The following is a 12,050-nucleotide window of genomic DNA, read 5'->3' on the forward strand; positions in this document are numbered from 1 at the left end:
TCTGCTCCCGGAAGGTGGACGAGGTCGCCCGATCATGCGCCGCTCGAAAAGTCATCGGTGCACCTCACGCGGCATGCCTGTACTCGTGGATGACTCCGCCGAGGATCCGGGTGCGTAACCCGCTCATTCGCGGCATCGAACAGCGCCTGCAACTTGCCGTAGGTCAACGCCCGCCGCGCCGGCTGCCCCTCGGACTCCGCCGAGTGCGTCACGGTGTTCCACTCATGGCAGATCTACGAGGGGACCGTCCCGAATCGGGTCTGAAACTCCGCGGGCCGGCCACAGCGGGGATCGGTGACGAACTCGACGAACAACCGCAGCGTCGTCCGAAACCCACGCACCCTCGAAAACGTGACCGCCTTCGAGCCTGATCTCCACTCGGAGACGAACGCTTCCACCCCCGACAGCGCCCACTGCCACGGACACCGACCTGCGCCCCTTTCTCGCCGTAGGCGCGGGTCGGTACGGCCCTGCGCGCCGCCCATCACCACTGGGCGGCTCTTCCCCAGGGCACGACGGAGGATCTGGCTCGGCTGCGCGAGCAGGCCCTGCAGATCTTGAACGAGCCCCTCGACCGTCACTGGGCGCAGGGCTGAGCCCGGAGTCGGGGCGTCAGGCGATGTCGCTGGGGCGACGGGAGCCGGCTGCGATCCGATGCGACGAGTTCCTTGAGGCCAGGGCTGCGAGCCGGTCGAAGACGTCCTGGGCGGCCTCCGCGTAACTGAGGCCGTGGGCGGGGGCGGTGCGTTGGAAGAGGCGGAGCAGGGCCATCGTCGTGGAACTCCACACCTTGGCGTCCATCTCGTCGAGTTCCGGGTACCGCACACGCAGCGCGTCCGCGAGATGGTCCTCCCAGACGGCAGTGCGGAGGTTGACGGCCGCCATGAGGGTCTCGGACTGCTCGGTCATCGGAGCCAGGGCGGGGAAGAGGTCCCCGTACTCGCGACACCAGGTCACGACGGCTTCGGTGAGCGTCGGCAGCACCTCGGCCTCGGGTTCCCCCACCGTCTCGATCAGCTCCATGAGACGTGCGTTCGTCTGGTCCCAGATGTCGAGGATCACGGTTTCCTTCGACGGGAAGTACCGGAAGAACGTCCGTGACGTGACCCCCGCGTGCGCCGCGATCTCACTGACCTTCACGTCGTCGAAGCCCCGTTGGGCGAAGAGCGCGACTGCGCTCGTGCCGAGCCTGCGCGCGATGCTCCTGGTGTCGCGCAGGGTCGTACCGCGCCGCTCCTCGGTGACCGCCGCGACTCCTTGTGCGGCGGCGAGCAGCGCAGCGCTCGCTCCGGTGGCCCAGCTCTCGTCCCTCACCGGGCCAGGCTAGCGAACCCGGCGGCAGGCGACTGTTCAAGCGTTCGACCGCCATTGATTTCCATCACGTTTCCCAGCCTATTGCCACACCCAGGTTCGTGTCATACGGTGACACGAGTTTCGAGTCACAGTGTGACATGAAATGGATGGCCGTACGGCATGGCCCGTCGGCCCCTTCCCTCCCCTCCCGGCACGTAAGGAAGCGGGCTCCCATGACTGCTCTCATCGATCGACAGAAGCTCCTCGCGGCGGCCGGTTCCGACAAGGAACTGGCCTACAAGCTGCGCACCTACTCCGGCCGCGTCCGGTTCGATCTGCCCGAGGGGGCGTTCGACCTGGTGGTCGAGGACGGTGTCCCGGCCAGGGCCGAGGACGTGCACACGGACCTCGCCGCCGATGTGACCTTCTCCGCGCCGGCCGAGTTCTGGTCGACCGCGTTCTCGGCTGCTGTCCCCCCGGTCGGCTACGAGAGCTTCACCGCCGGCCTGGTCCGCGGTCTGAGCGTCGTCGGCGACTTCGTCGGCACCGTCGCCCCGTGGCAGAGCGGCTGGTCCCGCCTGTACCAGGTGGTGCGCGAGACGGTGGCCGGCGCGCCGGTCCGCAAACCCTTCCAGGACCCCTTCCGTGAGACGGACAACGCCGTCGGACGGTACGTCTACGTCTCCGCGAACGGCCAGGAGGCACGGATCTACTACGAGACCTCCGGCCACGGCCCGATCCCGCTGCTGCTGCAGGCGACCGCAGGCGCCGACGGCCGCCAGTACCGCCACCTGCTGGCCGACCCGCGGATGCAGGAACGCTTCACGATGTACGCCTACGACCTGCCCTACCACGGCAAGTCGCTGCCTCCGATCGGGGTGCGCTGGTGGGAGGAGACCTACCGCCCCGGCCGCGACGGCCTGATCAACTGGGTGGTCGCGATCGCCGACACCCTGGGCCTGGACAACCCGTACTTCATGGGCTGCTCGGTCGGCGGCCAGCTCGCCCTCGACCTCGCGGCCGAACGCGGCGACCGCTTCGGCGCGTTCATCTCCCTCAACGGCTGGTACGGCAACCCGCCGCTGTTCGACGGCTTCTCCAACGACATGTTCCGTACCCCGTCGATCGCCGACAGCTACGCCCCCGCGCTCAACTTCGGTGCGACCGCGCCCCAGGCACCCGAGCCGAACGCGCACGAGACGTACTGGATCTACCGCTCGGCGTTCCCCGGCATCTACGCAGGCGACAACGACTACTTCGCCTTCGAGCACGACCTCAAGGAGAACGGGCACAAGATCGACGCCCACGCGAAGCCCGTCTACGTCGTCACCGGCGAGTACGACCCGGCCAGCGACGACGACGTCAACGGCGGCCCGGCCGTCGAGAAGTTCATCCCCGGCGCCAAGTTCGTCAAGGCCGCCGGACTCGGGCACTTCGCCCCCTGCGACGACCCCATCGGGTTCGGCGACGCCATCGTCCCGATCCTCGACGAGGTCATCGCCAAAGCTGCCTCCGCCGGCCAGCCCTGATGCCGTTCCCGCGAAGAAAGGCCCGTACGACATGAGTGTCACCCACGACCTCGTCCGACGGTCGGCCACCGGCAGGCCGGTCATCGACTTCGACCACCACTCGCCCGCCTACCGCGACACCTGGAAGCAACTGGCCGCCCGGTTCCACGCCACCGGCAGCCCCATCGCCTGGACCGAACACCACGGCGGCTACTGGGTGGTGGCCTCCTGGGAGGAGGTGCAGCGCATCGGCTCCGACTGGGAGACCTTCACCTCCGTCAACGACCTGACCGGCACCGAGAACGGCGGCAAGGGCCAGCTCATCCCCCAGATGCCCTACCGGCTGCACCTCGGGGAGTCCGACCCGCCGCTGCACACCGAACGCCGCCGCATCGAAGCGCCGTTCTTCACCCCGAAAGCCCTGCGCCAGTGGGCCCCCGTCGCCCGGCAGTTCCTCGACGAGGCCCTCGACAAGGTGGCGGGGCGGGGGCACGCCGAGCTGATCGACGACGTGATCATCCCCACCACGGCACGCACCACGCTCTACGTCCTCGGATACGACCCCGACGACTGGCACGACGCCGCCTACGCCGCGCACGAGGGTGTGTACCTGCTGCCGCACGATCCCCGCTACCCGCACGAGGCACAGGCACGGCTCCGGGGCCGTTTCCGCGACATGCTGGCCGCACGCAGCCAGACCCCGGCCGGTGACGTCCTCTCGGCCCTGGCCACCGGTACGGTGCAGGGCGAACCGCTCGGTCTCGAGGTGGCCGAGAGCATGGTGAACGCGCTGGTCTTCGGCGGCTTCGACACCACTACCGCCGCGACCGCAAGTGCGCTGATCCATCTCACCCAGCACCCGGACCAGGCGGAGCGGGTGCGCACGGACGCCGCGTACCGGAAGAACGCCATCGAGGAATTCCTGCGGTTCTGGCCACCGGGGACCGGCATCGCCCGTACCGCCGTACGGGACACCGAGATCCTCGGGCAGCCGATCGCCCGTGGGGAGAGCGTCTACATGTGGCTGGCCGGCGCCAACCGCGACCCGCTGAAGTTCCCCGACCCGGACCGGCTCGACCTGGAGCGGGACAACGCGCGCGACCACGTCTCCTTCAGCACCGGACACCACCGCTGCCTCGGCTCGCCCCTGGCCAAGGCCGAACTCGACGCCATGCTGGAGACGATCCTCACCCGGCTGCCCGGCCTGCGCATCGACCCGGACGCCGTGGTCGGCTACCCGAGCATCGGGGGCGCGCACGGCTACATCTCGGTCCCCGCGACCTTCACCCCCACTTCGACCCCGACGGAGGTGTGACGAACATGCCAAAGGTCACTTATGTGTCCGACGCCGGTGAGGTCCGCGTCGTCGACGGCCTGGCCGGCGACTCGGTGATGCAGACCGCAGTCCGCAACGGCGTCCCCGGCATCACCGGCGAATGCGGCGGCGTCCTGTCCTGCGCCACCTGTCACGTCTTCGTGGACGAAGCCGACCTGGATCGGCTGGAACCGGTCAGCGGCCTGGAGGACGAGATGCTCGACGGCACGGTCGTCGACCGCTGCCCCAACTCCCGGCTGTCCTGCCAGATCAAGCTCTCCGAAGAGCTCGGCGAGCTGCGCGTGACCACCCCGGAAGCCCAGGAGTAGCACGTCGTGAACAGCACCGCCGTCGCCCCGCGCGGCACCGGCGTGCTCGTGGTGGGCGCCTGTCAGGCCGGCATCCAGCTGGCCTGTTCCCTCCGCGAGTACGGCTACACAGCCCCGATCACCGTGGTCGGCGCCGAACGGCACGCGCCCTACCAGCGTCCACCGCTCTCCAAGACCCTCCTCCACGCGGAGACGTCGCCCGACGCGATCGCACTGCGTTCGGAGGCGTTCTACGCCGACCAGGGCATCCGGCTGGTGCTCGGGGAACGCATCATCCGGGTCGACCGGGGCGACGGCGGTGCGGGTGTCGCGTACGCGCACTCCGGCCGTAGCTTCGCGTTCGACCGGCTCGCGCTCACTGTGGGCGCCCGCCCGCGCCGACTGCCCGTCCCCGGCGCCGATCTGGCCGGCGTCCACTACCTCCGGGACGCCGACGACGCGCTCGCCCTGCGTGCGGCCCTGGCAGAGGCGGTCGACGTCCTGGTCATCGGCGGTGGCTTCATCGGACTCGAAGTCGCGGCCAGTGCCCGGGTGCTCGGCTGCGAGGTCACCGTCACCCTCGCCGACAACCGACTGCTCGAACGTGCCGTAGGGGTCCCGACCAGCGAGTTCTTCCTCGACGCCCACATCCGGCGCGGGGTGCGGGTGCACCTCGGAGCGCCGCCCGTACGCCTCCTGGACGACGGTCACGGGCGCGTCCGTGGCGCCGAACTCCCCGACGGCAGCGTGCTGACGGCCGATCTGGTGGTCGTCGGGATCGGCGCCGTGCCCCGCACCGAACTCGCCGAGCAGCTCGGACTGACCGTCGACAACGGCATCGTCGTCAACGAGTACGGCCTCACCTCCGACGGCACCACGGTCGCCGCGGGCGACTGCGTCGCCTGCCCCCCGCCGGTGGACCTCCCCGACGGCCCGGTCCGGATCCGCTTCGAGTCGGTGAACACCGCCGTCGAACAGGCGAAGACCGCCGCCGCCCTGCTCGCCGACAGGCCGGTTCCCTACTGGGCCGTGCCCTGGTTCTGGTCCGACCAGTACGACCTCAAACTCCAGGTCGCGGGCCTGTCGACCGGCCATGACCGGTACGTCGTACGCGGCGAGCCGGACACGGAGAAGTTCGCCGTCCTCTACTACCGCGGCGGACATCTGGTCGCCGGCGACTTCGTCAACCGGCCGGCCGACTTCCTCGCCGTGCGCTCCGCCTTGGCCGCGGGCCGGACCATCCCGCCCGAAGCGGCCACTGACACCACCGTGCCGTTGAAGAAGCTCATCGCCGACGATCCCCGGCAGGCAGTGGCATGACCGCCGGCTCGGCCGCCCTGCCCGGACTGCGATGGAGCGTCAAAGTCCCGTTCCTGCGCTACATCGCCCGCTCTCCAGAGGGCCGCTGCTCGGTCACCGACGGCGCCTCGGTCGTCGACGAGCACATGTTCCTCTTCAGCCCGGACGATGCGTCGGCATTCAACGCCGACACGGTCACCGGCCTGCTGAAGTTCCGGGGAGACGTACGCTTCGCCGCCCACCACGGGCTGCTCTTCCTCCGCATCGCCGACCCCTGGCTGTCCGTCATCGGCGGCGTGGGAACCCTGACCATCGCGGCACCGCCCGGCCAGTCACCCGACCGCATCCCGCTGACCACCCTCCACCTGCGGACCGCCGATCCGACGGACCACACCGGCCCCTGCCTCGGCACGCACGTCCGGCTGACGGCTCAGGGATCCGAACTCTTCAACGGGGTCTACCCCGTGGACGAACCATTCGACGACCTGACCCTCCTCCTCACTCCTTCCTCCACAACCGCCCTGGAGAAGACACCATGACGACCCTCGCGTCAGACACGGAAACGACCCCCTGGCCGACCGAGCCCACCCCCGACCTGCTGACCCGGATCAGCCAGGCACGGGCCAAAGGGGTGGCCTGGCTGCGCGACCGCATTGCCGACGACGGCCGCCCCGAAGGCGCCGAGACCGCCAACTCGTGGTGGCGCGCCCCCTGGGCCCTGTGCGTGGGCGGAGCCCCGGACGCCGCCGCCGCGATGATGGGCTGGGCCGAACGCGAGGCCCTCACCGACGAAGGCGACCTCCGCCCCGGCCCCTACGACGCCCCCGGCGGCGGCAGCCCCGTCTACCACCTCTCCCCCCTCGCGATCGCCTCCTGGCTGCTCGGCCGCTACGACACCGCGACCTCGATCAACACCACGCTCGCGCGCTTCCAGAACCCCGACACCGGCGGAGCCTACGACCTTCGCGACTTCGCGCAGGACCCCCTGGAGGACAACCTCAAGACCGCCCAACTGGGCTTCTCCGCGCTGGTCACCGGTGACCGTCACACCGCCGACGGCGTCCACCGGTGGCTGAATCGCAACCTCGCCGACCAGCCCGACCTGCCCCACCGGCTGTTCACCAGCCGCCGCGGCGACACCCTGGTCACCCACTTCCCGGACGAGACGGCCTTCCTGCGCGTGGTCGACTTCCGGGCGCCCCGGCAGGCGTACTTCCACCCCGGCATCGCCGCCGCCTTCCTCGCCGGATACGCACAACAGACCAGCGACGCCTCCGCGCTCCGGCTGGGCCGTGAGTACCTCGCCCTCACCACAGGCGGCACCGAGGAGCAGTACGACGACTCGACGTCGGTGCAGATCTGCAAGTTCGGCTGGGGCGCCGCCGCCATGCTCACGGCCGACCCGGACGGCGGCGACCTCCCCTGGACGGTCCGGATGGGCGAGTGGTTCGTACAGCGCCAGCGCCACGACGGCGCCTGGGCACCGTCGTCGTTCACGACGCCGCGCCCCGGAATGCTCGACCTCTACTGGAAGACGGCCGAGCACGTGATGGAACTCTCCTACATCGAACACGCTCTGCGCTCCACGAGCGCCGGCACCACCTCCGCCTGACGAATTGATTCGCACGGCCGAAGACGGACGTGCGTCGGTGAAGGAACCAGGAATGCTCGCTGTCGTCCCCCAGGGCAATGGCACCGTCGAAGTGACGGATACTCCCAAGCCCACTGTCGTGGAACCCGATGACGTGATCGTCAAGGTGACCGCGGCCGCCGTGTGCGGAACGGATCTGCACTTCGTCCGGCACCCGTTCCTGCCGCCCACCCACACGCTGGGGCACGAGTTCATCGGCACCGTCGTCGAGACGGGCCCCCAGGTACACCATGTGACCGAGGGGCAGCGAGTGCTGTCGAAGATGTTCGTCGCCTGCGGACGGTGCAAACCCTGCCGCACTGCGAACCAGCCCCGGTGCGCCGAATACCGGCTCTTCGGCGGAGGCACCCTCGACGGAGGCCAGGCCGAATACGTCCGCGTCCCGCGCGCCGACTCCACACTCAGCGAACTCGACGCCTCCGTGTCCGACCAGGACGCGCTCGTCCTCACCGACATCCTCCCCACCGCCTGGGAGGCGCTCGTCAAGACCGGCTTCCAGAGCGGTGCGACCGTGGGCGTCGTCGGCTCCGGCCCGGTCGGCCTCCTCATCGCGCGACTGGCCCTCGCCCGCGGCGCGGCCGCCGTCTACGTCGTGGACCTGGACCAGCGTCGCCTGAAGCAGGCGGAGAAGCTCGGCGCGGTGCCGGTGCCCGGCGGTGAGGGTGCCGCCGAGCGCGTTCTCGAACTGACCAGTGGGAACGGCGTCGACGTGGCCATCGACGCCGTCGGCGCCATCCCGGCGATCAGCACCGCCCTGGCGTGTGTGGCTCTCGGCGGCACCGTCGGTCTCGTCGGTGTCCTGCTCGACGGCGACCTGCCGGTCACCGCGCAGAACCTGTTCGGACGCCAGGTGACCATCGTGCCGGTCACCGGCAACCCGTACGCGGCCAACGACAACCTCACCACCATGATCACCGCGGGGAGGATCGAGCCGGGCATCGTCATCGACCACGAAGCTCCCCTGTCCGCCGCCGCCGAGACCTACCAGTCGTTCATGGCACGCGACTTCGTCAAGACCGTCCTGCGGCCCTGAACCCTCCCGCCGCGCTCCGCGCTGCCAGGAGCGCAGCACCCCAGCCGGCGAGATCACCAGCAACATCAGCAACATCAGCAACGCGAAAGGAGACAGACATGACCAGGGCAGCCGTCCAGTTGAAGGCCGACGGGCCCATCGAGTTCATCGAGGTCGATGTCCGACCGCCAGGCCCTGGAGAAGTCCGTGTCCGGGTGGCCGCCGCCGGCCTGTGCCACACGGACGTGCAGGCCCTCTACGGCGGCGTCTCCAGCATGACCATGCGGCCACCGGCGGTCGCCGGACACGAGGGCGCCGGCGTGGTGACCGAGGTCGGCCCGGGCGTCTTGGGCCCCACCGTCGGCGACCACGTGATCCTCTCCGCCTTGGGGCACGATGGCACGTGCGAGTTCTGTACGGACGGTCATCCCTCGTTGTGTCTGCGGAGCCTTCAGCTGGCGGACCCACGCACGGGGAACGGCCCCGCCCTGTCGGTCGACGGCACCCCGGTGACCCCCTTCGGCCCCCTCGGCACGTTCACCGAGGAGACGATCGTGCCCGCGGAGTGCGCCATCGCCATCGACAAGGCCATGCCGCTGGACCTCGCGTGCCTCATCGGCTGCGCGGTCTCCACGGGAGTGGGTGCCCTCCGCAACCGGGTCACGGTACGGCCCGGCGACCACGTCGCGGTCCTCGGCTGCGGCGGAGTAGGCCTGAACATCGTCCAGGCGGCACGACGGGCGGGCGCCGGCAGCGTGATCGCCGTCGACGTCAGTGAGGAGAAGCTGGCGGCCGCGACCGCGTTCGGCGCGACCCACGTCATCGACGCCCGCCACGTCCAGGTACCCGACGCCGTCCGCGCCGTCACCGGCCCCTTCGGCGCCCACTTCACGTTCGAGAGCACCGGTCTGACGGACTGCATGGCGCAGGCCGTCTCCGCGGCCCGCCCAGGCGGAACCGCGGTCCTCCTGGGCATGGCACCCGGCTCCTCCGCACTCGCTCTCGACAACATCGCCGACATCATCCTCCAGGAGAAGGTGATCACCGGCTCGCTGATGGGCAGCGGCTACTCGGCCCGCGACTTCCCCGTTCTGGTGCGCGAGTACCTCGAAGGGACACTCAAGCTCGACGAGCTCATCACCCGGCGTCGTCCCCTGGCCGAGATCAACGAGGCCATCGCCGACCTGAAGTCGGGCACCGGCCTGCGAACCGTCTTCACCTTCTGAGCCCCCTCATCCGGCTCCACCCCTCGTCGCGGGATCGGAGGTCCCGCAGCACTGCACTCGACGAGGCCGTGACGACGTCACCGCGGGGCGACCTGCGAACCGATGAGGCCGTCCAAGGCCGTGCCGTCGCCGCTGCACCGCCGACTGCCAACGCCCACCGTGCACGCCACATAACGCCGAGGAGGACCTTGTGGTCGTTACCAGCATCGATCCCGTACTCGATGCTCAGCATCCCGTACCGCCGGGCGAATTCTTCGACCCGCCGCCCAGCGCGGGCCAAGATTGGCAGACCGCGCCGCCGTGGTTCGACGGTGCGGGCTGGATCATGCCGATGGGCGGTTTCCTGCTGCGTTCGGGAGACCGGACGATCCTGGTCGACGCGGGACTGGGACCGAACATCGACATCGTCGAAACGCGCGGAAAGCTGTTCGACTCACTCGCCGATCTTGGCGTCACACCCGAGCAGATCACCGATGTCGTGCTCACCCACCTGCACTTGGACCACGTCGGCTGGGTCGCTCCTGCGGGTGAACCGATCTTCACTCACGCCCGGCACCACTGCCACCGCGCTGATTACGACTGGATGCGTGCTGATCCCGGCAGCAACCCTGCCACGGCCCAGGTGACCGATACCCTCCGTGCCGTTTCCGACCTTCTCGACCTGGCCGAGGGGGAGCGAACGGAGATCGCGGATTCGGTCGCGCTGCGGCTGTTCGCCGGTCACACGCCCGGCAACTGCGTCGGCGAGATCGAGACCGGCGAAGCCCGAGTATTGCTGCTGGGGGACACCGCGCATCACCCCGTACTCCTGGTCGAGGATGGGTGGACCGACCGCCTGGACGAAGATCGCGCCGCGGCGGCCAGGGCCCGCGACCGGCTCGCGCAGGAGATGGAACGTACCGGAGCCATCGGTCTCGGCGCACACTTCCCGGGGACCCAGGGCGGCCGCATCATCCGTGACAAGCAGGGCGCACGGCAGTGGCAGCCGATCCCGAGCAGCCGAATCCACACGAACTCAACGCACATGAAAGGAACCGACAGGTGAAAACTGTCCGACTGGGCAAGAGCGGCCTGGAGATGAGCGGCCTCATCCTGGGCATGATGACCTACGGGGACCCCTCGCAGGGCTACCCGTCGTGGACCATCGGCCTCGATGAGGCCCGTCCGTTCGTCCGCCGCGCCTACGAGGCGGGTATCACGACCTTCGACACCGCCAACGTATATTCCAGCGGCACAAGTGAGGAAATCCTGGGCACGCTGACCAGAGAGTTGGGTCCGCGCGACGAGTTCCAGATCGCGACGAAGGTGTACGGGCATCAGCGCCCGTCTCGCAACGGCTCCGGCCTGAGCCGGGTCGCCATCATGCACGAGATCGACGCCTCGCTGCGCCGCCTCGGTACCGACTACGTCGACCTTTATCAAATCCATGCTTTCGATCCGAACACACCGATCGAAGAGACGATGGAAGCACTGCACGATGTGGTCAAGGCTGGCAAAGCCCGCTATATCGGCGCATCCAATCTCCTGATGTGGCAGCTCGCGCTCATGCAGAACGCGGCAGACCGGCACGGGTGGACCAAGTTCGTGTCGAATCAGCTGCACTACAACTTGCTGGCGCGGGAGCTGGAGCGCGAGGTCGCGCCCTATGCCGAAGCCACAGGCATGGGAATTCTGCCCTGGAGCTCGCTCGCGCGTGGACGGCTCACCCGGCCGTGGGGCTCGGAAGGGTCCGGGCGTGAAGCCAACGACACACTGACTCCACAGCTGTATACCCGTGACGAGGAATCGCACAAGCGGGTCGTGACCGCTGTGCAGGAAGTCGCCGAGGCTCGCGGGGTGCCGATGGCGCAGGTCGCGGTGTCCTGGGTGGCGAATAAATCCCCGGTGGCCGCGCCGATTGTGGGTGCCACAAAGGAACACCATATCGACGACGCCGTCGCCGGTCTCGAACTCGAACTCACCACCGAGGAGATCACCAAGCTCGAAGCGGCGAACACCTTGGTCCGCAACGGAATCATCTGAGTCCTCCCGCCGCTGCCCCGCCGGGCCGCGCACCACGACCGGGCTGTAGGTCGGTGGTGAACAGGTGCCGGCCATCGACGGACGCACATCTCCGGTGTTCGATCCGGCCGATGGCCAGGTGCTGACCGAGGTCGCCGCGGCCGACCCCGCCGATGGCGCCCGCGCGCTGGATGCCCCAGTGAAGGCACAGCCCGAGTGGGCCGCCCCCCGGCTCGCGAGCGTGCCGGGGTGGCGGCGCGCTTGGGAACTGGTCATCGGTCATCGCGACGACTTCGCTCTGCTGATGACTCTCGACATGGGTAAGCCACTGGCTGGGAGCTACGGTGAGGTCGATTACGGTGCGGAGTTCCCGCCGCTACCGGCTGATGTTCAGCCTGGAGTACGAGCCCGACCGGCCACCGACCACCCCATCGGCA

12 protein-coding genes are annotated in these 12,050 nt (G+C 69.2%); 11 read left to right on the forward strand and 1 reads right to left on the reverse strand.

Annotation, left to right across the window (positions count from 1 at the left end; genetic code table 11):
- Positions 1-612: 612 nt before the first annotated feature.
- Positions 613-1,314: a TetR/AcrR family transcriptional regulator gene (locus tag AOK23_RS35195; RefSeq protein WP_055716592.1), complete on the reverse strand. Its 702-nt coding sequence runs from the start codon at positions 1,312-1,314 to the stop codon at positions 613-615.
- Between the two features lie 212 nt (positions 1,315-1,526).
- On the opposite strand from AOK23_RS35195, the gene AOK23_RS35200 reads away from it, so the two are divergent.
- The 11 genes from AOK23_RS35200 to AOK23_RS35250 all read left to right on the forward strand — a co-directional run.
- Entirely contained in the window at positions 1,527-2,822 is a 1,296-nt protein-coding gene (locus AOK23_RS35200; protein ID WP_055716593.1) for an alpha/beta fold hydrolase, read from the forward strand.
- A gap of 31 nt (positions 2,823-2,853) precedes the next feature.
- Positions 2,854-4,116 carry a cytochrome P450 gene (locus AOK23_RS35205; protein WP_055716594.1) on the forward strand — a complete coding sequence of 421 codons (1,263 nt, stop codon included), beginning with the start codon at positions 2,854-2,856 and terminating at the stop codon, positions 4,114-4,116.
- Positions 4,117-4,121: 5 nt separating this feature from the next.
- Positions 4,122-4,445, forward strand: coding sequence for a 2Fe-2S iron-sulfur cluster-binding protein (locus AOK23_RS35210; protein ID WP_055716602.1), 324 nt, complete (start codon positions 4,122-4,124; stop codon positions 4,443-4,445).
- 6 nt (positions 4,446-4,451) lie between these two features.
- The gene (locus AOK23_RS35215; RefSeq protein ID WP_055716595.1) at positions 4,452-5,744 is read left to right on the forward strand and encodes an NAD(P)/FAD-dependent oxidoreductase; all 1,293 of its coding nucleotides are present in this window, start codon (positions 4,452-4,454) and stop codon (positions 5,742-5,744) included.
- Entirely contained in the window at positions 5,741-6,262 is a 522-nt protein-coding gene (locus AOK23_RS35220) for an HtaA domain-containing protein (RefSeq protein ID WP_055716596.1), read from the forward strand. The genes AOK23_RS35215 and AOK23_RS35220 overlap by 4 nt, the downstream gene beginning before the upstream one ends.
- Entirely contained in the window at positions 6,259-7,335 is a 1,077-nt protein-coding gene (locus AOK23_RS35225) for a hypothetical protein (RefSeq protein WP_055716597.1), read from the forward strand. Before AOK23_RS35220 ends, AOK23_RS35225 begins: the two co-directional genes overlap by 4 nt.
- A 52-nt stretch (positions 7,336-7,387) precedes the next feature.
- A complete protein-coding gene (locus AOK23_RS35230) occupies positions 7,388-8,407 on the forward strand; it encodes an alcohol dehydrogenase catalytic domain-containing protein (RefSeq protein ID WP_055716598.1) in 1,020 nt (339 codons plus the stop codon).
- Positions 8,408-8,505: 98 nt separating this feature from the next.
- Positions 8,506-9,612, forward strand: coding sequence for a zinc-binding dehydrogenase (locus tag AOK23_RS35235; RefSeq protein ID WP_055716599.1), 1,107 nt, complete (start codon positions 8,506-8,508; stop codon positions 9,610-9,612).
- Between the two features lie 190 nt (positions 9,613-9,802).
- Positions 9,803-10,657, forward strand: a complete 855-nt coding sequence (locus AOK23_RS35240) for an MBL fold metallo-hydrolase (protein WP_055716600.1) — start codon at positions 9,803-9,805, stop codon at positions 10,655-10,657.
- Positions 10,654-11,634 (forward strand): aldo/keto reductase, encoded by a 981-nt coding sequence (locus AOK23_RS35245; RefSeq protein WP_055716601.1) that lies wholly within the window; start codon positions 10,654-10,656, stop codon positions 11,632-11,634. The genes AOK23_RS35240 and AOK23_RS35245 overlap by 4 nt, the downstream gene beginning before the upstream one ends.
- Positions 11,635-11,698: 64 nt before the next feature.
- The coding region (locus AOK23_RS35250; RefSeq protein WP_157878240.1) for an aldehyde dehydrogenase family protein at positions 11,699-12,050 on the forward strand (352 nt) is incomplete at its 3' end.

Origin of the sequence: Streptomyces torulosus (genome assembly GCF_001419765.1) — a bacterium.
Lineage (GTDB): Bacteria > Actinomycetota > Actinomycetes > Streptomycetales > Streptomycetaceae > Streptomyces > Streptomyces torulosus.